Source organism: Actinacidiphila acidipaludis (genome assembly GCF_019890725.1).
Classification (GTDB): domain Bacteria; phylum Actinomycetota; class Actinomycetes; order Streptomycetales; family Streptomycetaceae; genus Actinacidiphila; species Actinacidiphila acidipaludis.
This window is the reverse complement of sequence record NZ_JAINZZ010000064.1, coordinates 20496-46289: the sequence shown is the minus strand read 5'-3', so window position 1 is coordinate 46289 and position 25794 is coordinate 20496. Positions and strand designations below refer to the sequence as shown.

Below are 25794 nucleotides of genomic sequence, written 5' to 3'. Positions count from 1 at the left end.
GGAGGTGCCCCCAACGCGACAAGCCCACCACCGGCGGAAAGCCGGGAACTCACCCCAGCGGGGCACCCGGAATCCGTACCGCTCTACCGGGCCGGAGGCCGTACCCCTCTACCGGGCTGGAAGCCACGTTTCAGGCTCTGGGGTGGAGGAGGGTTGAAGGGGGTGGCGGGGGTGCGGAGGGAGGTGGGGGTAGGACCGGGAAGGGGCGGACGTCGGCGCTTCCGGCGAGGAGGAAGGTCCAGGGGGCCCCGCACGAGACCGTGTGCCCGGGGGCGACGTACGCCGCGGAGGAGAGGCCGACCGCCCGCAGGGTGGAGCGAACCGTCCAGAGGGAGGTCCGGGGCCCCTCCACATGGACCGCCAGCCGCCCGCCAGGGCCCAGCACGCGCCGGGCCAGCCCGTAGAACTCCTCGGAGTAGAATTTCGCCGCCCGGGACTCCGCGGGGGCCGGCAGGTCCGCCAGGATCACGTCGTACGCGGCGCGCGGCGCCCCCCGCAGCCAGTCGAAGGGGTCGGCCGCCACCGCCCGGACGCGCGGGTCGTCGAAGGCGTGACCGTTCAGCGCGCCGAGGCCCGGGTCGGTCCGGCCCAGCCGCAGCAGCTCGGCGTCCGCGTCGACGACCGTCACCTCCCGCAGGCCTGGGTGCCGCAGCACCTGTCCCGCCACCACGCCGTCCCCGCCGCCCAGCACCAGCACCCGCCGCGCCGCCGAGCCGAGCGCGGGGCCCGCCAGCGCCTGCCCGTAGGCCGCCGCGTCCGAGCCGCACAGCGTCAGCCGGCCGTCGAGGTAGAGCCGCAAGGGGCGGGCGCGGGGGCCGCCGGCCAGGACGACCTCCTGGATCGGGGTCTGCTCGGCGACCCGGACGTCCGCGCCGTACACCGCCCGCCGGGCGGCCCGCTCGAAGGGCGCGGCGGCCCACGCGGCGCCGCCGAGGACCGCGAGCACCAGCACGTTGAGCAGGAGCAGCCGCGCGCGCTCGCGGCGGGTCAGGTCGGAGCGGAAGAGCCACAGCACGACCGCGCCGCCGGCGACCGCGTTCACCACGCCCGTCGCCAGCGCCCCGGTGAGCTGCCCGAAGCGCGGCAGCAGCAGGAAGGGGAAGGCGAGGCCGCCGACCAGCGCGCCCACGTAGTCCGCGGCGAACAGGTCGGCGACCGCACCGCCCGCGTCCTGCCGTCTGATCCGCTGCACGAGCGTCATCAGCAGCGGCACCTCGGCCCCGATGAGCACGCCGATCGCGAAGGCGCAGCCGACCATCGCGGGCCGGGCCTGCCCGTCCCAGGCGAAGAAGCCGTACAGGGCCATCACGGAGAGCCCGCCGACCAGCGCGAGCGCCGACTCCACGGCCGCGAACGCCGCCGCGGCCCGCGCCCGTAACCGTTTGGCCAGCAGCGAGCCGCAGCCCATCGCGAAGACCATGACGGACAGGACGACCGACGCCTGGGTGACCGAGTCGCCGACCAAGGAAGAGGCCAGGGCGACGAGTTCGAGCTCGTAGACCAGACCGCAGGCGGCGCAGACGAACACCGCGGCCAGCACCAGCGCGCGGGCCGCCCCCACGGGCACGGGCAGGTGTTCCGCGCGCCGCGACGGGATCCGGGTTCGGCTGTGCTGGTCGATCATGCTTGCACGCTATGTCAGGGTCGCGTCGGCACCGGTCACCCACAGGGGTGCAATACCAGGCCTGTTGACGACGCCACGGGTCACGGCAGCACGCTCACCCGGGTGCGGGTCGTCACCATGCGCCCCTCCTGGGGGTACGCGTGCCAGGTCCGCCAGCGCACGCCGCCGTCCACGCACTGCACGAGCAGCGCGGTGAAGGCGTGCGGATCGCCGGGGAAGGTGCCGGCCAGGCCCTGGGGGTGGTCGGCGACCAGGGCCAGCAACTCCTGGGCCCGGAGCGCGAACGGCCCCTCGGCCAGGGTCTCGATGCGCGCGGCGAACTCGTAGTCCCAGCCGCCGACGCGCCGCGCCACCCCGAACGGCAACGGCGCCTGGCTGCCCGGCAGGCAGGCGACCGTCTCCGAGCAGCCGCCGCGGCCGGCGTCGACGAGCACCTGGTGGGAGGCGCCGAGCAGCCGTAACTCGACCTTGGCCCGCAGGTCGTGGCCGTCGCCGATCTCGACGCCGAGGACGGCGAGGGCCGGCAGCCGGTCCTTGCCGAGACACCAGGCGAGGTCACCCGCGCGGGTGTCGGTGTACGTGGTCTGAAGGGTGGTGAGCATCGGGTCGGCTCCGCAAGCACGCTGGGAACGGGCACGCGCTGGATCGCGCACGGTGGAGGAGGTCGGCCGTCCCGCAGCTCTCGGTGAACCTTCCGGGGCCGCCTGTCCGGCGGGGCCGCCGGGAGACCGGGAGTGCGCCGGTTCGTGCCCGCGCGGGGTCCGTGGGGTCCACGGATCCGTCGCGGGGATCCAACGGGTGTCGGATCCCACGCAATCACGAAACTCGTCCCGTCCTCAACGTTTTTACCCTTCTGCGCATACTTTCCATCCCTTGGAGCGCTTGTGGGCTCAGGTGTTCAGATGGAGTGGCGCCCGGCCGCCGGCGAAGTACGCTCGACCGGTCGGAAGCGGGCAGCCGGGCGCGGCTGCGGGACGAACGCCGGAAGCGGGTGCGGGCGCATGCGGGTCAGGGACAGGGCGTTGCTCAACCGGAGGCTGGACGGGCTCGGGACGACGATCTTCGCCGAGATGTCGGCGCTGGCGGTCGCGACCGGCGCGATCAACCTCGGCCAGGGCTTCCCCGACACCGACGGCCCCGAGCAGGTGCGCGAGGCGGCGGTACGGGCGCTGCGCGACGGCCGCGGCAACCAGTACCCGCCCGGCCCCGGCGTCCCCGAGCTGCGGAGGGCCGTCAGCGAGCATCAACAGCGGTTCTACGGCATGGCGTTCGACCCCGACACCGAGGTGCTGGTCACGGCGGGCGCGACCGAGGCGATCGCCGCGGCGATGCTGGCGCTGCTCGAACCCGGCGACGAGGTCATCGCGTTCGAGCCGTTCTACGACTCCTACGCCGCCTGCATCGCCATGGCCGGCGCCGTCCGGGTCCCGCTGACCCTGCCGGCGCCCGGTTTCCGGCCCGACCTCGACGCGCTGCGGGACGCGGTCACGCCGCGCACCCGCCTGCTGCTCCTCAACTCACCGCACAACCCGACGGGGATGGTGCTGACCCGCGACGAGTTGACGGCCATCGCCGAACTCGCCGTGGAGCAGGACCTGCTGGTGGTCACCGACGAGGTGTACGAGCACCTGACCTTCGACGGCGTCCCGCACATCCCGCCGGCCTCGCTGCCCGGCATGCGCGAGCGCACGGTCAGCATCTCCTCGGCCGGCAAGACGTTCTCCTTCACGGGATGGAAGGTCGGCTGGGTCACCGGCAGCGCGGAGCTGGTGGCCGCGGTCCGCACGGCCAAGCAGTTCCTCACCTACGTGGCCTCCGGCCCGTTCCAGTACGCCGTCGCCGAGGCGCTCGCGCTGCCCGACGCCTACTACACCTCGGTGCGCGACGACCTCCAGGACAAGCGCGACCTGCTCGCCAGCGGACTGACGGCCGCCGGCTTCGAGGTCTACCGGCCGCAGGGCACCTACTTCATCACCACCGACATCGCCGCCTTCGGCGAGAAGGACGCCCTCGCCTTCTGCCGCGCCCTCCCCGAGCGCTGCGGCGTGGTCGCCGTCCCCAGCTCCGTCTTCTACGACCACCCCACCGCCGGCCGCACCCAGGTCCGGTTCGCCTTCTGCAAGCGGCACGACGTCCTCGCGGACGCCGCCGCCCGCCTCCGCAAGGCGTTCAACGCCTGACCTCAGCTCTCCTGCAAGCCGGTGGCGGCGCCGTACGGCGCCACGTGCTTCCGCCTCCGCGAGGCCGAGCTCACTCGGGGTCGCGGGCCACCCGCTGGTCGCCGTACTGGACGGCGTAGACGGTGCCGCCGTCGCGGGCGGTGTTGGTCTGCACGAGGGCGGGTCCGGTGCGCCCGCCCTCGAGTCCGGTGACCAGACGGGTCAGGTCGGCGCGTGCCTCGGGATCCTGACGCAGGACCGCCGCCAGCTCCAGGGCCCAGAAGCCGAAGAGCGCCCGGCGGACCTCGTCCGGGCGATCGGCCTCCCGCACCATGGCCGCGTTGCTGTCGAGCTGGTCGGCGACCGCGCGGCGGCGGTCGCCGCCCATACGTCGGAACACCGTGAGCGTGCCCTCCTTCACCGCGTGCCACAGATCAGTGGCCATCGCGCTGACGACCACCGCGGCGCCCACCTCCGCGAGCGCGGTCAACTCCCGGTCCATGACGCCCCTTCACGGTGTCCGGGTGACGGTGATGTGCTGGTCGCCGTTCTGCGTGGCGTAGATGACGCCGTGCCCCGAGGCGGTGTTGGTCATCCGCGACGGCACGGCGGGCCGCGGCTCGTACGGCGCGGCCGCGTCCCGCGCGGACTCGGCGTCGCGCCCGGTCTCCGGGTCCTGCGCCGACGCGGAGGCCGGGTCCTCGGACTCCGTCGAGGCCGGGTTCCGCGCCGGGTCGCCCGCCGCGTCCGGCACGGCGTCCGACGGTGCGTCCGGCGGTGCGGCCAGGCGGAGCCAGGCCCGGGCGGTGAACTCCTTGTTGCGTACCTCCACTTCGCGGAACGCCTCAGGATCCGTCCCGGGATATCCGTGCGCGACCGTCTCCTCGTGGAAGTGCTGTGACAGGACCAGCGCCGCGACGGTGCCCGGCGCGGATCCCGCCAGCGCGGTGCGGACCGCGGGCGCGTCCAGCAACCGGGCCAGCACCTCCAGCGGACGGCCCGCGACCTCACCGGACGGGCCGAACCACAGGTCACCGGCGTGCAGGGCCATCCGGACGCGCATGGCGGTGGCGGGTCCGGCCAGCCGGTTGTGCGCCCGCAGCCGGGCCGCGACCTCGTCGAGTAGTGGGTGGACCAGCACCGCCTTCCGCACGCCGGGCGGAGCCGTGACGCGCAGGCCGTCGCCGAGGTCGTCCACCCGGCAGGCGTCCCAGTCGATCCGGCACCGGGCGAAGGACTCACGCAGCGTCGTCCGCAGCACCTCGCGGATCGCCAGCAGCGCGGGATCGCCGCGGCCCGCCGAGCGTTCGATGTCCACCGCGAGCACCGAGCGGTAGACCGGCTCCCGTTCCATTCCGCCTCCTGAGGACCGTCACGCGTCAGCGGCGAGCCCGGCCGGCGGACCGGCCGCCGCCCTCCGGCGACCGGCCGTGGCACGCCCACCATCAGGCGCCGCAGTTCGGTCTCCGAGGGCGCGTAGCCCGCGGCGTCGTAACAGGCCTCGAAGATCTCCTGGGCGAGGTCGGCCACCTCGCGGTCGGCCGCGTTGAGGTAGATCCGGCCGTCCGGCGCCTCGGGCAGCTCGTGCGCCGCGTACCGGACGAGCATGCTGGTGCCGCTGCCCGGTGGCGGGCACCTCGGTGGCGGGCGAGGCCGCGGACGGGAGCGCGCCCGCGGTTCCGCCTCCCGGCGAAGCCGCGCCGCCGCCGGATCGCGCCCCGGACCCGGGTTCCACGCAGAACAACACGGCCGGTGGCCACGCCACCGTCTACACCGTGATGCACGGCGACCTGCACGTCCATCACCCGGAGGCCGAGCGTCCCTGACCGACGGGGGTCGGTCAGGGATCCGCGGGAAAACAGGAGTGCCCGGCCCGCAGGGCGCGGGCCGGGCACTCCGTCAGGTCATCAGGCGGCCGCACCCCCCGGCTTGGGGGTGCTGCTCGGGATCACCGGGATGCGGTACGCGGGGGTCGCCGCGTGGTCGCTCAGCTGCACGGTGGCCGTCGCGGGGGTCCGCGACGAGGCGCCGGTGGCGACGACGGCGTACCGTCCCGCCTTGGTGCCGCCGGGCACGTCGACGGTCGCGTGGATCTCTCCCGCGTCCGTCGCCGTCACCGTCACGGCGGCCGAGGAGCCGGCGAGCCGGACGGTCACCCGCTCGCCCGCCGTGAAGCCGCGGCCGTCGAGGACGACGGTGTGCGCGCCCGAACCGCCGGAGGTCACCGACGCGGTGACCGACGGAGCGGTCGCGTCCTTCGCCACGGTCACCGTGAAGGCGACGGTGGTGCTGGACTGGGTGTCCCAGACGGTCACGTGCACCGTGTAGGTGCCCGCCTGCTGGTACGTGTGCTGCCCGGCGATCGCACCGGAGGCACCGACGGTGGCGTCCTCGGGAGCGCCGCCGTCACCCCACTGCACCCGCGCCTGGTAGCCGCTCGTACCGGTGTCGCCACCGGTCACCGAACCGAGGTCGGCCGACAGGGCCTTGCCGGTTCCGGCCGTCTGGTCCTTGGGCGCGGTGACCGCCAGCGGCGCGACGGGCGTGCCGTCGGCGGCGATGGCGAACACGTGGATCCGGCCCACCGACGAGGGGTCGCCGGTCTGCTTCGGCAGGGTGACCGAGACGAGCTTCTTGCCCGCCGGGATCTGGTACGGGGCTGTGGCGAACAGGAACGGCTGCGCGCTGTCCTTGGACGCCCCGGCCAGCCGGTACGCGGACTTGGCGACGACGATGTTGCCGTAGGCCGGCGTGCCGTTGGCGTTGCCGCCCAGCGTCCAGTCGCTGAACTGGATCGGCACGCTCGCCGTGCTGCCGTCGCTGAAGGTCGCGGTGCCGGTGGTGTTCTGGTTGCCCTCCGTCCCGGTGCCGATGAAGGAGATGCTCGTCGCGTCGGCCGGCAGGTCGAGCGCGATCGTGTCACCGTTGCCGGTCGCGTCGTCCGGGGCGCCGGCGGCGGTCACGGGCAGGGTGAAGTGCAGGGGCGTGCCCGGCACCTGGGCCGCCGTGCCCTGGGTCACGCCGGCCGCGGCCAGCGCGGTGCGGGAGAACCCGTAGCCGACCGAGTCGCAGTCCGCCGCCAGCACACCGTCGTCGCCGAGGCACGTGGTGTCGAAGGCCGCGGTGAGACCGGAGGCCGGGGTGTAGGACACGTCGACACCGACCGTCGTGGAGCTCTGGCTGGCGCCGTCGGTCGCCTGCACGCTCGCCTGGTAGTAACCGGGCTTGGCGTACGTGTGCGAGCCGGTCACGCCGGACACGCCGCGCGAACTCGCGGACACGGTCCCCGCGGTGGCCGGAGACCCGTCACCCCAGTTGATCGTGGCCTGGTAGCCGCTCGCCGTGCCGCCGGTGATCGTCGCCAGCGGCGCCGACACCGCGACACCCGCGGTCGCGGGCACCGGCTGCTGGGCCGCGCTGACGCTGACCGCGCCACCGCCGAGCTGGACGTCGCCACCGGCCAGCAGCTCGATCTCGGCGAGGTTCGCCTGCGCCGCCCCACTGGTCTTCGTCACGACCAGACGGAACTGCGCGAAGCGGCCCGGCTTGTCGATGGTGAAGGGCCGGGTCTGGTCACGCCACGGGAACGTCTCGCCGCTGCGGGAGTCCACCGCGGTCCAGGTGATGCCGTCGTCGGAGCCCTGGAGCTTCCAGTCCTCCGGGTCGCCGGCGGCCGCACCCGAGGTGAGGGTGTAGGTGGTCGGCGTCTGCTTGCCGCCGCGGTACGCCCAGGTGACCGTCGGGGTGCCGGTGGCGAAGGTGACCTGCGTCGTCGACGAGTCGTCGAAGAGCTTGGCGGCGTCCTGACCACCGTCGGTGGTCGCGGTGCCCAGGCCCGGGCCGGTGGTGTCCTGCAGCGGCTTGGGCGTCGCCGCACCCTTGGTGAGGGACGGCGGGGCGTCGTTGCTGCCGGTGCCCCACGTGGACGGCTTGTCGCCCATGCGGAAGTCGATCGTGCCGCCGTGCGCGAGTACGGAGGAGTCGATGGACGTGGTGCGCTGGGCCTTGCCGTTGACCGTCAGGCTCTGCACGTAGACGTTCTTGGTGCTGTTGTCCTGCGCGTCGACGACGATGTCGCCGGTGGTCCGGTGCACGGTCATCCTGGTGAACTGCGGGGAGCCGACAGCCCAGTTGGGCGAGCCGACCTGCAGCGGGTAGATGCCCAGCGAGCTGAGGACGTACCACGCCGACGACTCGCCGTTGTCCTCGTCGCCCGGGTAGCCCTGGCCGATCTCGTCACCGACGTAGAGCCGCTGCATGATCTCGCGGACCAGCGCCTGGGTTTTGGCCGGCGCGCCCGCGTCGTCGTACATGTACGGGATGTGGTGCGAGGGCTGGTTGCTCATGCCGAGCTGGCCCATGCGGACCGCCTGCGCCTCGACCATCTCGTGGATGGTGCCGCCGTAGCCGCCGGGGTGGTCGGCGTTCTCCGGCGTGGCGAAGAACTGGTCGAGCTTGTCCTCCAGGCCCTTCTTGCCGCCGTACAGGTTGGCCAGGCCCTGGCCGTCCTGCTGCGCGGTGAAGGCGTAGTTCCAGCCGTCGGTCTCGGTGTAGACGCCGCCCCAGTCGAGCGGGTTGCCCGCGAGGAAGTCGCCCTTGGCGGTGCGGCCCTCGAAGAACTTCGTCTTGGTGTCGAAGAGGTTGACGTAGTCACGGGCGCGCTGCAGGAAGTAGGCGGACTCCTCCTTCAGGCGCTTCACCTCGGACTTCGGCGTCTTCGGGTCCTTCGCCAGCGCGGCGCCCATGTTGCCGATGCCGTAGTCGCTGATGAAGCCCTCCAGCGCCCAGGACACCGACTCCCCGGTGGTGGTGGGGGTGTAGCCGAGGAAGATCGAGGACTCGATCCCCTTGCGGCCGACCTCGCTGCGCCCGGAGGCGACCGTCGCGTCCTTCACGATGGCGTCGTACGCGGACAGCGGGTCGGGCAGCTTCACGCCGTTGAGGTAGGCCTCGGCCAGCGCGTTGTCCGCGCTGGTGCCGGTCATCAGGTCCGCGTAGCCCGGGGAGGACCAGCGGGCGATCCAGCCGCCGTCACGGTACTGCTGGACGAAGCCGTCGGCGATCTTGGCGGCGATGTCCGGGTACAGCAGCGAGTACGCGGGCCACACCGTGCGGTAGGTGTCCCAGAAACCGTTGTTGACGTAGATCTGGCCGTCGACGACCTTCGCACCGGTGGTCGTCGCGGTGGACGTGCCGGTCGCCTTCGACACCGGGCTGGCGTACTGCCAGTGCGGGGCGGCGGCGGTGCCGGTGTTCTCCGACTGCGAGTTCGGGTACAGGTTCAGCCGGTACAGGTTGGAGTACAGCGTCACCATCTGGGTCTGGGTGGCGCCGGCCACCGAGATCCGGCCGAGGCGGTCGTTCCAGGCCGCGGTGGCCGCGGCGTGGATCTGGTCGAAGCTGCGCCCGGTGACCTCCAGGTCGAGGTTCTTGCGGGCCTGGTCGGTCGAGATGAACGATGTGGCGATGCGCAGCGTCACCGACGGGTTCGACGAGGTGTCGAACGTCGCGGAGGTACCGGTGGAGGCCGTCGGCGAGCGGTCGAAGGTGCCGGACACGAACATCCGGCTGCGGCCGGCGGACAGGCCGCTGCCGTTGTCGACCCACCCGGTGAACGTGCCGTCCGTGCCGATGGTGAAGGTGCCGTTGGAGAAGACCAGGCTGCCGGTGGCCTGCCCCGCGGGGAAGGTGAACTGCATGATGCCGCCGTGGTCGGTCGGCGACATCTGCGCGACCAGGCCGTTCTGCAGCTTCACCTTGTACAGGTCGGGACGCGCGGTCTCGTCGCTGTGGCTGAACGCCAGCGCGCGGGTGCTCGGCGCGCCGGTCAGCGAACCGCCGGCGGGCACGGGCATGACCGACATCTGGTCACGGTCGCCCATCCACGGGCTCGGCTCGTGCGAGATCGCCAGGCCCTGCAGCATCGGCAGGTTCGCCGCGTTGTTGCTCTGCTGGTACGCGTACTCCCACGAGTTGGACGTGGCGTCCGTGACCGGGGTGAAGAAGTTGAAGCCGTTCGGCACCGCCGAGATCGGCAGGTTGTTGCCGCGCGAGAACGAGCCGGAGGCGTTGGTGCCGCGGCGCGTGTCCACGTAGTTGGTCAGGCTCGACGCGTCGATCGGCGTCGGCGACCCGGTGACGGTCAGGTCGTCGATCCAGCCCTGGAAGCGGGTCGCGGCCTTGGCCTGCGGGTCGTCGTACGACAGCAGGATGCGGTCGATCGTCTTGCCCGCGGCGACCTTGCCGATCTCGGACTGGACGGCGTTCCACTGGTCGGCATAGAGCACCTTGGAGGAGCCCTGGCCGGCCGGGGTCAGCGCGTAGCCGTGCTGGTCGACCGCCTTCAGGCCGCTCAGGTACGTCCCGTCGGTGAAGTGCAGGTTCACCGCGGCGAACTGCGACGGGTACTGGGTGTCGCGGCCGGTGAACTCGGGGAAGATCTTGTACGCGAGCTGCGTCTTCGGGCCGACCGGGATGTCGACGTCGAAGAGCTTGTTGGTCGCGGACGACTCGCCGTCGGTCTGCGCGCCGCCGGAGTAGCGGAGCGAGGCGACTCCGGTGAAGCCGGCGTTCGGCTTCATGTTGTAGCCGCTGACCGGGCCGGAACCGGACTTGGTGATCATCGGGGTGGCCGGGGGCACGACGGTGGAGCCGTCGCTGATGTCCCAGTCGGCGAGCTGGACCAGCGAGTCACCCGAGTTCGCCGTCACGTTCAGCCGGTAGTACGCGTAGGCCGTCGTGTTGGTGAAGTCGTAGGTGTTGGTGGCGAAGCGGCCGCTGAAGGTCACTCCGGTGTGCTTGTCCAGGTCCACCCAGTCGGTGCCGTCGGCGGAGCCCTGGAGGGTGAAGTCCTTGGGGTCGCGGGTCGGCGAGTCGTTCGCGGAGGTCAGCGAGTACTTGACCACCGCGGCGGGCTTGGCGAGCTGGTAGGCGACCCAGCCGGTCGGGTTGAACGCCAGCCACTTGGTGGACGGATTGCCGTCCTTGAGGTTGGCCGCGACCTCGCCCGGGGGGTTCTCGGCGCTCGCGGTCACCGCGGTGACCTGGCCGAGCAGGCTGCCCTGCAGGCCCGAGGGGCTCGTGCCGCTCAGGTTCTTCTGCAGCGGGTCGCCGTGCGCGTCGACCTCGACCGTGCTGGCGGCCGGCTGCGGGTCGGCCGTCTCGAACGACGAGCTGAAGTTGCCCGCCGCCGCGGCGGCGTCTTCCGCCGACACGGCGTGCGCCGCCGGCGCGACGGCCAGCGCCAGCACCGGCAGCGACATCGCCGCCGCCGCGCTCACCCACCGTCTCAGGGACATGAGGTGAGCATGAGGATGATGGGACACAACCGTGCCTTTCGGTGGGGAGGTTGTCGCGGCCGTTGCGTGCCGCTGGGGTTCACGGTTGCCGTCGTCCGTCCACCGGGGCGGAGTTCGCGTGCCGGGGCGGCCGTCGGACGGCAGGGGGCGGGGAGGACCTGGCCGGCGTCGTGGGCCGGCCGCCGTCATAAGCAGGGACAGAGCACTCTGGCCAAGCGGCAACTCCCGCGCGATGGAGGGCTCGCGCGGCGGCGCACCCGGGATGGAAATCGCCGCTAGCGTTGCTCGCGCCGACAACGTTGTCAATAGGGGGGAGCGGAGATGGTGCGGCAGTGCCGGAAGTGACGACTCCGCATAAGCCCTGGGCCGGGCGGGCGGATAGGGGTTGAGCTGGGGGTTGGTGGGGGTGGGGCCTGTGGGATCGCAGGCCGAACCGGCCCATATGGACGGGTCGGTTACCGCCGGGGGAACCCGTCGAGGACGGCGCCGCTCCGCCATGGGGGCCGGGCCGACGGACGCTGTCGGGGGTGAGTGCTAGATATGGGTGGGACGAGAACGTGGGCGCGGGGGGACGAGCGGTGGTCGACGTGGGGCGGGGTACGGGGGCGGGCACGCCCGTCACGGGGGTGTACGAGGAGCTGATCACGCAGCGGCTCGATGACCAGCTGGGCGCGCTCCGGGAGTCAGGGCTGCTGCGAGCCCTCGACGAGCCTGTGGGGGAGGAGTCCACGCCGCATGTCCTGGCGCAGCACGTCGGCGCGATCGTGCGGCGGGTGCTGCAGGACCTGCCCGCCCAGGATCGGGTCGGCGCCGCCAACCGGATCCTGGAGTCCGTGGGCACCCTGGACGGCGCGAAGGAGTGGGTCAGCGCGGTGGTCGACGGGCCCCGTCAACTCGTCGCCATCGCCGAGCACAAGGCGCCGGGCGTGTACGCGCTCGAGTACCCCAGGCGGCCGGCCACGCCCCTGTCGGAAACGGCGCTGCTCACCAACGCACCGGAGGACCCGAGTCTCGGTTTCGAGCTGCGCGCGGAACTGGCCACCGCCGATCACATTGACCTGCTGTGCGCCTTTGTGAAGTGGCACGGCCTGCGCGTGCTGGAGCAGCCGCTCAGGGAGGCCCACGAGCGAGGGGTGCCCATTCGCGTCATCACGACCACCTACATGGGTGCCACCGAGCGTCGCGCCCTCGACCGGCTGGTCCGCGAGTTCGGCGCCCGCGTGAAGGTCAACTACGAGACGCGCTCCACCCGCCTGCACGCGAAGGCGTGGCTGTTCCGCCGCAACACCGGATTCGACACCGGGTACGTCGGCAGTTCGAACCTGTCCAAGTCCGCACTGCTGGACGGGCTGGAGTGGAACGTCCGGCTGTCGTCCGTAGCCACCCCCGCGGTGATGCGGAAGTTCGAGGCGACCTTCGATGCGTACTGGAGCGAGGCCGCTTTCGAGTCGTACGACCCGGACCGCACGGGGGACGCGGACCGACTCGAGGAGGCACTGGCCGTCGCCGGACACGGAATGACGACCGGGAGCCGGCCCAGCCTCAGCCTCTCGGGACTGGAGGTGCGCCCCTACCCGTACCAACGGGACATGCTGGAGCGCCTCCAGGTCGAACGCGAGGTGCATGACCGGCACCGCAATCTGCTGGTCGCGGCGACCGGCACAGGCAAGACCGTGATGGCGGCACTGGACTACCGCGCCTTGCTGAGAAGGGCGGCCGAACGCACGCCGGGCCGGGATCTGCGACTGCTGTTCGTCGCCCACCGCAGGGAGATCCTGGAGCAGTCGATGCGGACCTACCAGGAGGTGCTGGGCGACGCCAACTTCGGCGAGCACCTGCACTCCGGTGACATCCCGTCGGCCTGGTCGCATGTCTTCGCCAGTGTCCAGTCCCTGCGGCCCGAGCGACTGCGGGCGCTGCCGCCGGACCACTTCGACGTCGTCGTCATCGACGAGTTCCACCACGCCACCGCCGCCACCTACCGTCGGATCATCGACCACTTCCGCCCGGCGGAACTGCTGGGTCTCACCGCGACCCCCGAGCGGATGGACGGGCAACACGTCCACGACGCGTTCTTCGACGGCCGCATCGCCGCGGAGATGCGACTGTGGGAAGCCCTCGAGAACGACCTGCTCACGCCCTTCCACTACTTCGGCATCACCGACACCACCGATCTGTCGGCGGTGCGCTGGCAGCGCGGCGCGTACGACGCGGACCAGTTGAGCAACCTCTTCACCGGGAACGACGCGCGCGCCACGCTCATCGCGCGAGCCGTGCAGACGACAGTGGCCGACCCCGGCACGATGCGGGCACTCGGCTTCTGCGTGTCCGTGGACCACGCCCGCTACATGGCCACGTTCTTCCGCGGTCTCGGCCTGAAGGCCGTCGCGCTGTCGGCCACGACACCCCCGCAGGACCGCAAGGCCGCGCTCGACGATCTGCGGTCCGGCGACCTGCAGATCATCTTCTCCGTCGACCTGTTCAACGAGGGCCTCGACATTCCGGACGTCGACACGCTGCTCCTCATGCGTCCCACGTCCAGCGCCACCGTGTTCCTCCAGCAACTCGGACGCGGGCTGCGCCGCAGTGAGCACAAGGCCGTGCTGACCGTGCTGGACTTCATCGGCCAGCACCGGGCCGAGTTCCGTTTCGAGGAGCAGTTCCGCGCGCTGACCGACCTGCGCCGGCAGCGCCTCGTGCACGCGATGGAGCACGACTTCCCGCAACTGCCGTCCGGCTGCCAGATCATCCTCGAACGCAAGGCCAAGGAACGGATCCTGGCCAACATCAAGGACCACATCGGCGTCCGCGTCACCCAACTCGCGGACGAGGTGAGGCAGTACGCCGGGGCCCCGCGCCTGGCCGACTACCTCGCCGACCACGGCCGCGAGATCCGCGACGTCTACCGGGCCGGCAACTCCTGGACGAGCCTGCTGCGCCGCGCCAAGCTGCTGCCGGCCGCCGCGCCGGACGGCGAGAGCACACTGCTCAGGCGTGCCCCGGCCTTCCTCCACGTGGACGACCCCCTGCGTATCCAGACGTACCGCCGGCTGCTCGCCGACGCTCCGCCGGAGTACGACGCACTCAGCGCACAGGAGCAGGCCTTCGCGCGCATGCTCGTCTTCACCCTGTGGACGAAGGGCGAGTGCGGCAGCTACGCAGAGGGATTCCGCGCCCTCGCCGAACACGGCGCTGTACGGGACGAGTTCCGGCAGATACTCGACCACGGCCTGCAACACACCGAGCACGTGACCCGGCCGCTGCTCGGCGCCCACCGCGGGCTGCCGCTGGCCGTGCACGCCTCCTACAACCGCGAGGAGATCCTGGCGGCCCTCGGGCAGGCGCACCTCGACGGCGGCGGTCTCATGCCCGGCAACTTCCGTGAAGGTGTGCGGTGGTGCGAGAACCTGCGGACCGACGCCCTCTTCGTCACGCTGGAGAAGGACGAGAAGGACTTCTCCCCCACCACCCGCTACCGCGACTTCGCGATGAGCGAGACCCGCTTCCACTGGGAGAGCCAGAGCTCGACGTCCGACACGTCGCGGACCGGTCTCCGCTACCGGCACCACCGTGCGGAAGGCTCCCACGTCCTGCTGTTCGTCCGCCGCTTCAAGAACACGGAGATCGGCGGCCCGCAGCCGTGGATGCTGCTCGGCCCCGCGGAGTTCGTCGAGTACCGCGGCAGCCGCCCCATGGGCATCGTCTGGGAGCTGCGCCACCCGATGCCGGCCGACCTGTGGACGCACGCGGCGATCGCGGCCGTCTGACCGCGACCCGCCGTGCGAGCGGCCCCCTCAGAGATCCGGCCTGGGGTCGGGGGCGAGGCGGGCGTGGAGGTGGGAGTCGTGGCGGGTGCCGTCAGGGGCCACGAAGGACTCGCGCATCACGCCCTCCTCGCGGAACCCGGCCCGCGTCGCCACCCGGCAGGACGCGGGGTTGGCCATGGCGTGGTCCAGGCTGATCCGGTGCAGTCCGAGGCCGCCGTCCGCGGCCGGTGAGAACGCCCACGTCGCCGCCGCGTCCAGGGCCCGCGCGGCGACGCGCCGGCCGCGGGCCGCGGGCGTCGTCCAGTAGGCGGCCACCGCCTGGTCCGGCGCGCGGTGGATGTCCCGCAGCCCGACGTAGCCCAGCAGCGTCCCGTCCCCCGCGTCGGCGACCGCGAACGGCGCCACCCCGGAGGACCAGCCGGCCAGCCGCGGCACCAGCCAGAGCCGGGCACGGTCCGCGGGCTCGGCGGCGTTGACGGCGAGCCCGGCGGCCCAGGACAGGATCGCGCCGTCGCCCATCGCGGCGGCGACTCCGACCTCGTCGGCCTCGGTGAACGGCCGCAGCAGCAGGTCGTCGGCCGTCAGGGTGGTGGGCGGGATGTCGAACGCGACGCCGAAGCGCGGGGTGCGGGACACGGAAGCCATGGCCTTAGCTTCGCACGCCGCCATCGCCCGAACGGTGGCCGATTCACCCGGAGGAGCGTGCGTGTCGCCGCCGGCCCCGCGCCGACGATCCCGGATAGTCGCTTTGTCCGACCATCGCACTATTCCTCCGGACTGCGTCCGCCCCCGGAGGACGCCGCCCCCGCGCTCCGGCCGTACCCGCCGCCCCTTCGCCTCCCGAGGAGCGTCCGTTCGTGATCACCCCCGGACCGGTCTCCGAGCCCGTCCCGGAGTCCGTCTCCGCGCCCGTGCCGGAGCAGGTCGCAGGACCCGTCCCGGAGACGCCGTACCGGCCCCGGCGGCGGGTGCCGGTCCCCGCCCGGGTGCGGGCCGCGGCCGCCGCGGGGAGGCGGGCGCTGCCCGCGGTGACGGTGTTCGTGGTGGCACGGCTGGCGGGCGTCGCGGCCCTGACGGTGTGGGCGCACCGCCGCCACGACCACCCGCGCAACCTGCTCGGCCTGGAGTGGGACGCGCTCTGGTACCACCGCATCGCGGACTGGGGCTACGGCACGTTCATCCCCTCGTGGGAGGCGCCCGGCCTGCGCTACAGCGACCTGGCCTTCTTCCCGCTGTACCCGACGGTCGTGCGGGCGGCCGACGTGGTGCTGCCCGGCGGCTCGGTGGCGTCCGCGCTGTTCGTGGCCTGGGTCTGCGCTGCGCTCGCCGCCTGGGGGATCTTCGCGGTGATCGACCACTGCTACGGGCGCCGGATCGCGACCGCCCTGGTCGTGGTGTGGGGTCTGCTGCCGTACTCGATCGTGCTGTCGATGGCCTACACCGAGCCGGTGATGAGCGCGCTGGCCGCGTGGACGCTGTACGCGACGGTGACCCGGCGGTGGGGGGTCGCGGGGGCGCTGAGCGTGCTGGCCGGGCTGTCGCGGCCGAACGCCGTCGCGGTGCCGGCCGCGCTGATGGCCGCGGTGGTCGCGGACGCCTGGCACCGGTGGCGCACCGGGCGGCGCCAGGACGGCCGGGCCTGGCTGGCGGCGCTGGTCGCGCCGGCGGGCTGGTGCGGCTACCTGGCCTGGGTCGGCCTGCACACGGGCCACGGGCTGCACGCGGCGGTGCACGGGTACTTCGACGTGCAGAGCCGCTGGGGTTCGGACTTCGACTTCGGCCGCTACGCGCTGAAGTACGTCAAGCACCAGGTGCTGTTCCCCGACACGCTGTCCGCCTACATGGCCACGACGCTGTGCGTGGGCGCGGTGCTGCTGCTCACGCTGGCGGTGCTGGACCGCATGCCGCTGCCGCTGCTGGTGTACTCGGCGGTGCTGGTGGTGATCGCGCTGGGCGGGGCGAACTTCTTCTCCTGCAAGCCGCGCTTCCTGCTGCCGGCCTTCCCGCTGCTGGTGCCGTGCGCGACCGCGCTCGCCGGGGCCCGGCCGCGCGCCGCCGCCGTGACGGTAGTCGCGCTGGCCGGGGTCTCCCTCGGCTACGGGGCTTATCTGCTGACCGTGGTCACCGTGCCCCTGTGACGGCGGGCGCGGCGCCAGGGCCGGGCCCCGTCAGCGAGGGCCGTGACCGGACAGGGCACGGCAGGTCCCGGGCAGGGCAGGTCCCGGGCAGGCCGAGGCACGGCCCGGACAGGCCGCCCCACAGCCCGGAAAGGGCCAGGAGCAGGCCCGGGCCCGTCGGCCCCGGGGGCCAGGATGAGGGCCGGACTCAGGCTTCGGTCTCGCCCGCGTCGCCCTCGTCGCCGCCCTCGGCGTCCTTCTCGAGCCCGAGGGTCTCGCCGACCCACTTGTCGAACTCGATGGACGCGCGCACCCAGCTCACCGTGCTGGACACGAAGTGCTCCAGGCTGACGCCCAGGCCGATCAGCGTCTGGGCCTCGCCGATGAGGCGGACCGAGCCGTCGTCGTGGGTGTGGGTGTAGACCTTGGGCCACAGGGTGCGGCGGTTCCAGTCGTCGATGACCTCGTGCAGCTGAGGCTTGTCGTCGACGCTGTACGCGCGCTCGTAGAAGGTGCGGACGGCGAAGACCTGCTGGTCCCCCTCGCCGCGGAACATGAAGTAGGTGCGGAACTCCTCCCATGGAGCCGCCAGGTCGCCCTCCTCGTCGACCAGGTATTTCAGTTCCATCTGGTCGAGCAGCTGCTTGACCAGCTCCTGGTCGGGGATGACCACGCTGCCGGCGGGTCCGGTCGGCTCGGGGTCCGGCTGGCCCCCGAAATTGGGAATCGAGGACGGGTCGATGCTCACCGTGAAGGTCCCTTCGTGACGTCTCCCCGCCATCCTCCCCCATCGAGGGGGACAGGTGGCAACCCCGGCCGGTTCGCGTTGCGCGTACCGGCCGGGGCGTTCACCATGCCCCTGCCAGGGCACCGCCGTCCCCGCGGTCAGCCGGTCACTTGGTGAGATCGGGCGCCGTGACCGGTCCGACGATCAGGCCGTCCTCGGCCGCGTCGACCAGGACGGTCTGGCCGTCCAGCACCTCGCCGGACAGGATCTCCCGGGCCAGCGGGTCGCCGATGGCGGTCTGCACCAGCCGGCGCAGCGGCCGGGCGCCGTACGCCGGGTCGTTGCCCTCCTCGGCGAGCCAGTCCAGCGCGGAGTCGCTGATCTGCAGGGTCAGCCGGCGCTCGCGCAGCCGCTGGGCCAGCCGGTCGGTCTGCAGCCGGGCGATCCGGCGCAGCTCGCCCTTGTCGAGGGCGGTGAAGACCACGATGTCGTCCAGCCGGTTCAGGAACTCCGGCTTGAAGGACGCCCGCACTGTCGCCAGCACGTTGTTCTTCTTCTGCTCCGGGTCCAGCGCCGGGTCGACCAGGTACTGGCTGCCGAGGTTGGACGTGAGGATCAGGATGGCGTTGCGGAAGTCGACCGTGCGGCCCTGCCCGTCGGTGAGCCGGCCGTCGTCCAGCACCTGCAGGAGGACGTCGAAGACCTCGGGGTGCGCCTTCTCCACCTCGTCCAGCAGCACGACGCTGTAGGGGCGGCGCCGGACGGCCTCGGTGAGCTGGCCGCCCTCCTCGTAGCCGACGTATCCGGGCGGGGCGCCGACCAGCCGGGCCACCGAGTGCTTCTCGCCGTACTCGCTCATGTCGATGCGGACCATCGCCCGCTCGTCGTCGAAGAGGAAGTCCGCCAGCGCCTTGGCCAGCTCGGTCTTGCCGACGCCGGTCGGGCCGAGGAACAGGAACGAGCCGGTCGGGCGGTCGGGGTCGGCGATGCCGGAGCGGGAGCGGCGGACCGCGTCGGCAACCGCGCGCACGGCCTCGGTCTGGCCGATCAGCCGCTTGCCCAGTTCCTCCTCCATGCGGAGCAGCTTCTGGGTCTCGCCCTCCAGCAGGCGGCCGGCCGGGATGCCGGTCCAGGCGGCGACGACGTCGGCCACGTCGTCCGGGCCGACCTCCTCCTTGACCATCTTCTCCTTCTCGGCGCCCTTGGCCTGGGCCTCCTGCTCCTCGCGGGTGGCCTCCTCCAGCTCCTCCTCCAGCTTGGGCTTCTCGGCGTAGAGCAGCTTGGAGGCGGTCTCGAAGTCGCCGTCGCGCTGGGCGCGCTCGATCCGGGTGTCGATGTCGTCGAGGCGTTCCTTGAGCTCACCGACGCGGTTGAGGCCCTGCTTCTCCTTCTCCCAGCGGGCGGTCAGGCCGCGCAGCTCCTCCTCGCGGTCGGCGAGGTCCTTGCGGAGCTTCTCCAGCCGCTGCACCGAGCCGGGGTCGGTCTCGTTCTTGAGGGCCATCTCCTCCATGCGCAGCCGGTCGACCGAGCGCTGCAGCTCGTCGATCTCGACGGGCGAGGAGTCGATCTCCATGCGCAGCCGGGACGCGGACTCGTCGACGAGGTCGATGGCCTTGTCGGGCAGGAAGCGCGAGGTGATGTAGCGGTCGGAGAGGGTGGCCGCGGCCACCAGAGCGGAGTCGGCGATCTGCACCTTGTGGTGCGCCTCGTAGCGGCCCTTGAGGCCGCGCAGGATCGCCACGGTGTCCTCGACGGTGGGCTCGGCGACCAGCACCTGCTGGAAGCGGCGCTCCAGCGCGGGGTCCTTCTCGATCCGCTCGCGGTACTCGTCGAGGGTCGTGGCGCCGACCATCCGCAGCTCGCCGCGGGCGAGCATCGGCTTCAGCATGTTGCCCGCGTCCATCGCGGAGTCGCCGCCGGCGCCCGCGCCGACGACGGTGTGCAGCTCGTCGATGAAGGTGATGATCCGGCCGTCGCTGTCCTTGATCTCGGACAGCACGGCCTTCAGCCGCTCCTCGAACTCTCCGCGGTACTTCGCCCCGGCGACCATCGCGCCGAGGTCGAGCGCGACCAGCCGCTTGTTGCGCAGGGACTCGGGGACGTCGCCCTTGACGATGCGCTGGGCCAGGCCCTCGACTACGGCGGTCTTGCCGACGCCGGGCTCGCCGATCAGCACCGGGTTGTTCTTGGTGCGGCGTGAGAGCACCTGGACGACCCGGCGGATCTCCTGGTCGCGGCCGATCACCGGGTCGAGCTTGCCGTCGCGGGCCGCGGCGGTGAAGTCGGTGCCGTACTTCTCCAAGGCCTTGTACGTGCCTTCGGGGTCCTGGCTGGTCACCCGCTGCCCTCCCCGGGCGGTCTCGAAGGCGGACAGCAGCTTCTTGCCGCTGGCGCCCTCCTGGTTCAGCAGTTCGCCGGCCGGCCCGCCCTTGACGGCGATGCCGATCAGCAGGTGCTCGGTCGACAGATAGGCGTCGCCGAGGTCCGTCGCGCGCTGTCCGGCGTCGGCGAGTACGGCGAGCATGTCACGGTTGGCCTGCGGCGGGGCGACGGTGGAGCCCTGGACCTTCGGCAGGGCGTCGACCAGCCGCTCGGCCCCGGTGCGCACCACGGCCGGGTCGGCGCCGGCCGCCGCCAGCAGGTCGAGGACGTTCTCGTTGTCGGCGCCGCTCAGCAGGGCGAGCAGCAGGTGGGCGGGCGTCAGGTCCGGGTTCCCCTCGGCGACGGCCCGGTTGCTGGCGGTGTTGATCGCCTCGCGGCTCTTGTTGGTCAGCTCGGCGTCCACGGGCGTGGCGACCTCCTTCGTCGTCGACTACTGCCTGAACCTGCTTTCAGCAACATGAAGCAAGTTGAGTCTATTCCACTCAAGGTAGTGCCCGCTGCCGTCGACGCGCACGTCTCACGGGCTCCTACCCCGAGGATTCCGCCCACGGCGCGTCGGCGCACGCCGCGGGGCCGGAAGCGCGGCGGAACGGCCGGCGGACATCTGGGGTCATTGAGGTCTCCGGGGACCGGTGCGAGAATGCGGGCTCCAACCCCGCCGGGAACGGCCTCAGTTGCGCGGAAGCGGCCGGCGGCCGTTGCGTGAGGAGTCCGATGGGCACAGCGCACTCGATGGACCCGTCCGGCGCCGCCGTCCAGGCGGAGGCCGCCGCGCTGCGGGAGTCCGCGGCCGCCTGTCCCGTGCTGCTGCCCGGCGACGTCCCCGGGGTGGTGATCACCCGCCACCGCGAACTGCGCGACTTCCTCGCCGACCCCGCCGTCGCCAAGAACGCCCGGCACTTCGCCGCCTTCCAGCGCGGCGAGATCCCCGCACAGTGGCAGCTCAACGCGTTCGCCCTGGTCAGCGGCATGACGACGGCCGACGGAGACGATCACCGCAGGCTGCGGGGGCTGGCCACCAAGGCGTTCACCCCGCGCCGGGTGGCGGCCATGCGCCCGTGGATCGAGAAGCTCACCGGGGACCTGCTGGCCGAACTGCCCGGGCGGCGGGACGCCGACGGGGTGGTCGACCTGCGCCGCTGGTTCGCCTACCCCCTGCCGATGGGCGTGATCTGCGAGCTGCTGGGCGTCGACACCGCCTACCGCGACCGGCTGCACGGGCTCACCCACCGCATGGTGAGCACCTCCACCACCGCCGCCGAGGCCATGGCGGCCCAGGTCGGCATCCACGAGGTGCTGGCCCAGGTGGTGGCCGACCGCCGGGCCGCACCGGGCGAGGACCTGACCAGCGCGCTGATCGCCGTCCGCGGGGGCGGTCACGGGCCGGACGGCGAGGGGGACACTGAGGGGGACGCCCGGGAGGAAACCGAGGGCGAGAGCGGGCGGGACGCCGGGCACGGCCGTGAGCAGGACGCCCTCCCCGGCGGCGACCGCGGCTCCGCACCGGAACGCCTCAGCGACGACGAACTGGCCGGCACCCTGCTGCTGATGATCGTCGCCGGGCACGAGACCACCCTCAACCTCATCACCAACGCGGTCCGGGCCCTGTGCGCACACCCCGAGCAGCTCGCCCTGGTACTGGCCGGCGAGGTCACCTGGGACGCGGTCGTGGAGGAGACGCTGCGCTGGGACAGCCCGGTCGCCAACTTCCCGTTCCGCTACCCGACCGCGGACCTGGTGGTGGACGGGGTGACGGTGCCGCGCGGCACCCCCGTGCTGGCCGGGTACGCGGCGGCCGGCCGGGACCCGCGGGAGTACGGCCAGGACGCCGGACGGTTCGACGTCACCCGTCCCGCGGCCCGGCATCTCGCCTTCGGCCACGGCGCCCACTACTGCCTGGGCGCGCCGCTGGCCCGCCTCGAAGCGGTGATCGCCCTGCGCAACCTGTACCGGGCGTACCCCGGGCTGCGGCTGGCGGTGCCCGACGCGACGCTGCCGCCGCTCCCGGGCTTCATCGGCAACAGCGTCGGCGAGCTCCCCGTCCGGCTGGGCTGACACCGGCCCGCGTCCCCGTTCCGCCCGCGCTCCCCACGGGCCCGGGCTTCCGTCGCGCTCGGCTACGGTCGTGCCATGGCACGCCGTGACCCCCGCTCCCCCGAACCCGGTTACCTCGCCTTCTGGCGCGAGTACCACCTGTGCACGCTCACCACGCACCGCCCCGACGGCAGTCCGCACGTCGTGCCGGTCGGCGTCACCTACGACCCCGAGGCCGGCCTCGCGCGGGTCATCACCGACGGGCGCAGCGCGAAGGCCGTCCATGTGCGGGCCGCCGGCCCCGACGGCGCGCGGGTCGCGGTCTGCCAGGTGGAACGCGCCACCTGGGCGACGCTGGAGGGGGTCGCCACGGTGTCGGACGACCCGGAGCGCGTCGCGGACGCGGTGCGCCGGTACGCCGAGCGGTACGGGCGTACGCCCGCGCCCAACCCGCACCGGATCGTCATCGAGATCGCCCTGACCCGGGCGATGGGCAACGCCGGAACGCGCTGAGCCGCGCCCTTCCGCGGGCCGCGGGGCGCGTGCGGCCGGTCACCCTGTTCCCCGGGGCCCGTCAACCCCGGTGCCCGTCACGATCCGCCGGTCAGGCCGCGGCCTGCGTGACCTTGCCGAGGAACGCGTCCAGGTTGCGGCGGGTGCGGGCGATCTGCTCGTCCAGCGTGAGCGTCTCCTCCATGCGCTTGGCCAGCGCGGAGCTCTTCCTGCCGCGGACGTAGAGGGAGCAGGCCAGGTCCGCGCACATGTAGAGCGCGACGGTGTTGCCCTGGCGCCCGGCGGGCCCGGCCAGCGGGGCGGCCAGCAGGTCCACGCCGCCGCCGGAGTGCGAGGTCAGGCACAGCCCGCACAGGCTGCTGCGCAGCAGGTTGCGCCGCGCGCCCGGCGCGATGCGCAGGGTCAGCCCGACCGGCTCGCCGCCGTCCACGGGGGCCACGAGGTAGGCGCGGTCCGGGGCGCCCTGGTCGCGCCAGCCGAGGAAGTCCAGGTCTCCCCAGGGCAGTTCCGCCAGGTCCCGCGGCAGGCTGAGGCGCTTGGCCTCGCCCTTGGAACAGTTGACGAACGAGCCGCGGATCTCGGCTTCTGTGAGGGGGTCCATACCCGCGAGGCTAATCGCGCCCCGGGCGGGATGTCGTCCGGTTTTCCCGCCGCCGGAGACCGTCGCGAGGACCCGCCGCCTTCCCGGCGCCCGCCGGCCGCCCGGTCCGCCGCGCACCCCGTTCGCCGACTGTTCGCCGAACTCTCGCCCCCGCAGCGTCACTTCTTCGCGTCCGGAGGTTCTGATCGGCTCCGCAGGTCCGGCCGGCCGGGGCACGATGATGCCGTCGGATCCGGCCGACCGCTCGGACGTCGTAGGGAAGGGGACCCATGAAGAACAGCAAGGGCGGCCCGGGGACGGGCACCCGCGCCGCGCTGGCCACGCTCGTCGTCCTGGCCGCGGGCACACCGGCCGGGCTCGGTGCGACGGCCCGGGCGGCCACTCCCGCGACCCCCGCGACGGCCGGCGGCCAGGCGCCCGCCCTGTGGACGACCCTCGACATCGCTCCCGGCGTGCAGGTCCGAACCGGCACCGTCCGGAACCCCGACGCGTCCCCGTCCTGGACGGTCACCGTCAAGGTCCCCGGCACCAGCCGGCTGACCGGCGCCCCCGTCGACATCGAGGTGGGCAGCCGCGCCTGGGCGCAGGACACCGCAGCGCGCCTCACGGCCGCGGGCTACCAGCCGCGCGTCGAGACCGTCGAGTGGCCCGGGTACGCGGACACCCCCCACGGCGTCATGGGGCTGCGGGTGCGGATCGGCTCCTTCGCCACCCAGGCCGCCGCGCAGAGCACCGCCGCGGCGGTGGCCGCCGCCGGCTTCCACACCGCGGTCGAGTGGACCGGCTACGACGCCGAGCAGCCGGCCGACGTCGAGAACATCCACGTCGCGGTGATCGACCCGCACATCTTCACCGGCACCGTCGCCGGCACGCACGACGGCAAGGTGACGCAGCGCGAGACCACGTCCTCGGTGGCGGCGAAGCTGGGCTCGCTGGTCGGCGTCAACGCGGGCTTCTTCGTCACCTCCGACGCCGACGGCGTGCAGGGCACCCAGTCCGGGATCGGCGCCTACGACGGCAGGCTGGAGTCCCTGGCGGCCGGTGCGCGGGCGGCCCTCGTCATCGAGGACGGCGGACGGCACGTACGCGTCGCCGACCTGACGAGCACGGTCACCGCCCGCGCGGGCGCGGCCCGTTACGCGGTGCAGGGCGTCAACCGGGTCCCGGGCACGGTCCGGGACTGCGGGCGGCCCGGTGCCACGCCCAGTTCCCTGCCGTGGCAGGACGTCACCTGCCACGAGACCGACGACCTGGTGCTCTTCACCCCGCAGTTCGGCGCCGCGCTGCCGGCCGGCGCCGGCGTCCAGGCCGTGCTCGACGCGGGCGGCCGGGTGGTGTCCACCGGGGCCCGCGGCGGCACCGTCCCGGCCGGCGGCTCGGTGCTCCAGGGCATCGGCGCCGCGGCGGCCTGGCTGACCGCCCACGCCGTGCCCGGCCACCGGGTCGACGTCGACGAAGCGGTCCGCGACACCGGGGGGCGGCGGATTCCGCTCGGCCCCGGCGACAGCATCGTCAGCGCGGCGCCCACCCTGGTGAAGGACGGCCGGGTCGCGATCGACGCGGCCACCGAGGGTACGGTCGACCCGCAGGACCTGTCGTTCGGGTACGCGTGGGCGAACGTGCGCCAGCCGCGCACGATGGCCGGCGTCGACGCCCGGGGCCGGCTGCTGCTGGTGACCGTCGACGGACGGCAGACCGGCGGCAGCGAGGGCTTCACCATCGCCGAGGCCGCCGCGTTCATGCGCTCGCTCGGCGCGGTGCAGGCGCTCAACCTCGACGGCGGCGGATCCACCGCGATGGCCGTCGACGGCGCGCTGGTCAACCGCACCTCGGACGCCACGGGTGAGCGGGCCGTGGGCGACACCGTCCAGGTCCTGCCGTAAGCGCGGGCCGCGGGCGGGAAACACCCGGCCCCCGGCGCTCCTCGGGACGGTGGACGCGGGAACACCGGCCGCGACACACCGGCCGTCGAACACCGGACGGCCCGCCACCCGGACTCGGGTGACGGGCCGTCCGCCGCGCGAGAACCCCGCGGCTCGGTCGGATCGGGTGGTCGGATGCTGCCGGGCGCTAGAGGTCCCGCTTGGGCCGCCAGACCACCAGCGCGCTGGTGTGCTGGACGTCCGTGTACGGGACCAGGTCGCGGCGGTAGGAGGCGTGGACCGCCGCCTCCCGCTGCTGGATGACGGCGGCGGCGCCCTCGACGGCGGCGGTGAGTTCGGCGACCCGCGACTGCAGGGCCGCCACCTGGTTCTCCAGCTCGATGATGCGCTTGATGCCGGCGAGGTTGATGCCCTCGTCCTGCGACAGCCGCTGCACCTCGCGGAGCTGCTCGATGTCGCGGGCCGAGTAGCGGCGCCCGCGGCCGGCCGTGCGGTCCGGGGAGACCAGGCCCAGACGGTCGTACTGCCGCAGGGTCTGCGGGTGCAGCCCGGACAGTTCGGCCGCCACCGAGATGACGTAGACCGGGCTCTCCTCGGTCAGCTGGTAGGGATTGCGGGCGCCGGGACGCGAACCGCGCCCCGGGCCGCGGCCCATGCCACCACCCATGCCGCCGTCGATGCTCATAGCG

17 protein-coding genes are annotated in these 25794 nt (G+C 72.9%); 7 read left to right on the top strand and 10 right to left on the bottom strand.

From position 1 onward, the window contains the following. Nucleotides 1-130 precede the first annotated feature (130 nt). Together K7862_RS31780 and K7862_RS31775 are read right to left on the bottom strand one after the other, a co-directional pair. The gene (locus K7862_RS31780) at nt 131-1624 is read right to left on the bottom strand and encodes a polyamine aminopropyltransferase (protein ID WP_222968369.1); all 1494 of its coding nucleotides are present in this window, start codon (nt 1622-1624) and stop codon (nt 131-133) included. 80 nt (nt 1625-1704) lie between these two features. Continuing rightward, nucleotides 1705-2226, bottom strand: a complete 522-nt coding sequence (locus K7862_RS31775) for a DUF2617 family protein (RefSeq protein ID WP_222968367.1) — start codon at nt 2224-2226, stop codon at nt 1705-1707. Between the two features lie 399 nt (nt 2227-2625). On the opposite strand from K7862_RS31775, the gene K7862_RS31770 reads away from it, so the two are divergent. Then, nucleotides 2626-3804 (top strand): pyridoxal phosphate-dependent aminotransferase, encoded by a 1179-nt coding sequence (locus K7862_RS31770; RefSeq protein WP_222968365.1) that lies wholly within the window; start codon nt 2626-2628, stop codon nt 3802-3804. Nucleotides 3805-3874: 70 nt separating this feature from the next. On the opposite strand, the gene K7862_RS31765 is transcribed toward K7862_RS31770, so the two are convergent. Both K7862_RS31765 and K7862_RS31760 read right to left on the bottom strand, forming a co-directional pair. Then, the gene (locus K7862_RS31765; RefSeq protein WP_222968363.1) at nt 3875-4285 is read right to left on the bottom strand and encodes a hypothetical protein; all 411 of its coding nucleotides are present in this window, start codon (nt 4283-4285) and stop codon (nt 3875-3877) included. Nucleotides 4286-4294: 9 nt separating this feature from the next. Then, the gene (locus K7862_RS31760; RefSeq protein WP_222968361.1) at nt 4295-5137 is read right to left on the bottom strand and encodes a hypothetical protein; all 843 of its coding nucleotides are present in this window, start codon (nt 5135-5137) and stop codon (nt 4295-4297) included. Nucleotides 5138-5408: 271 nt separating this feature from the next. On the opposite strand from K7862_RS31760, the gene K7862_RS31755 reads away from it, so the two are divergent. Continuing rightward, complete coding sequence (locus K7862_RS31755) at nt 5409-5609, top strand: hypothetical protein (protein ID WP_222968359.1); 201 nt, start codon at nt 5409-5411, stop codon at nt 5607-5609. A gap of 81 nt (nt 5610-5690) precedes the next feature. Here the strand turns inward: K7862_RS31755 and K7862_RS31750 are convergent, their stop codons facing one another. After that, nucleotides 5691-11081, bottom strand: coding sequence for a GH92 family glycosyl hydrolase (locus K7862_RS31750; protein WP_222968357.1), 5391 nt, complete (start codon nt 11079-11081; stop codon nt 5691-5693). 587 nt (nt 11082-11668) lie between these two features. Between K7862_RS31750 and K7862_RS31745 the strand changes: the two genes are divergently transcribed. After that, on the top strand, nt 11669-14848 hold the full coding sequence (locus K7862_RS31745) for a DEAD/DEAH box helicase (protein WP_222968374.1): 3180 nt from the start codon (nt 11669-11671) through the stop codon (nt 14846-14848). Between the two features lie 27 nt (nt 14849-14875). On the opposite strand, the gene K7862_RS31740 is transcribed toward K7862_RS31745, so the two are convergent. Continuing rightward, entirely contained in the window at nt 14876-15493 is a 618-nt protein-coding gene (locus K7862_RS31740; protein WP_222968355.1) for a GNAT family N-acetyltransferase, read from the bottom strand. Between the two features lie 212 nt (nt 15494-15705). On the opposite strand from K7862_RS31740, the gene K7862_RS31735 reads away from it, so the two are divergent. Further along, nucleotides 15706-16986 carry a putative hexosyltransferase gene (locus K7862_RS31735; protein ID WP_308012298.1) on the top strand — a complete coding sequence of 427 codons (1281 nt, stop codon included), beginning with the start codon at nt 15706-15708 and terminating at the stop codon, nt 16984-16986. 187 nt (nt 16987-17173) lie between these two features. Here K7862_RS31735 and K7862_RS31730 read toward each other — a convergent pair whose 3' ends face one another. Further along, nucleotides 17174-17713 carry a type III secretion system chaperone family protein gene (locus tag K7862_RS31730; RefSeq protein WP_222968353.1) on the bottom strand — a complete coding sequence of 180 codons (540 nt, stop codon included), beginning with the start codon at nt 17711-17713 and terminating at the stop codon, nt 17174-17176. A gap of 145 nt (nt 17714-17858) precedes the next feature. Beyond that, the gene (gene clpB / locus K7862_RS31725; protein ID WP_222968351.1) at nt 17859-20477 is read right to left on the bottom strand and encodes an ATP-dependent chaperone ClpB; all 2619 of its coding nucleotides are present in this window, start codon (nt 20475-20477) and stop codon (nt 17859-17861) included. 311 nt (nt 20478-20788) lie between these two features. On the opposite strand from clpB, the gene K7862_RS31720 reads away from it, so the two are divergent. Continuing rightward, complete coding sequence (locus K7862_RS31720; protein WP_262414129.1) at nt 20789-22129, top strand: cytochrome P450 family protein; 1341 nt, start codon at nt 20789-20791, stop codon at nt 22127-22129. Between the two features lie 75 nt (nt 22130-22204). Next, a complete protein-coding gene (locus K7862_RS31715; protein WP_222968349.1) occupies nt 22205-22621 on the top strand; it encodes a pyridoxamine 5'-phosphate oxidase family protein in 417 nt (138 codons plus the stop codon). 91 nt (nt 22622-22712) lie between these two features. Here K7862_RS31715 and K7862_RS31710 read toward each other — a convergent pair whose 3' ends face one another. Beyond that, a complete protein-coding gene (locus K7862_RS31710; protein ID WP_222968348.1) occupies nt 22713-23222 on the bottom strand; it encodes an FBP domain-containing protein in 510 nt (169 codons plus the stop codon). A 269-nt stretch (nt 23223-23491) separates the two neighbouring features. Between K7862_RS31710 and K7862_RS31705 the strand changes: the two genes are divergently transcribed. After that, complete coding sequence (locus tag K7862_RS31705) at nt 23492-25105, top strand: phosphodiester glycosidase family protein (protein ID WP_222968347.1); 1614 nt, start codon at nt 23492-23494, stop codon at nt 25103-25105. A 187-nt stretch (nt 25106-25292) separates the two neighbouring features. On the opposite strand, the gene K7862_RS31700 is transcribed toward K7862_RS31705, so the two are convergent. Then, a complete protein-coding gene (locus K7862_RS31700) occupies nt 25293-25760 on the bottom strand; it encodes a heat shock protein transcriptional repressor HspR (protein ID WP_222968371.1) in 468 nt (155 codons plus the stop codon). Between the last annotated feature and the right edge of the window lie 34 nt (nt 25761-25794).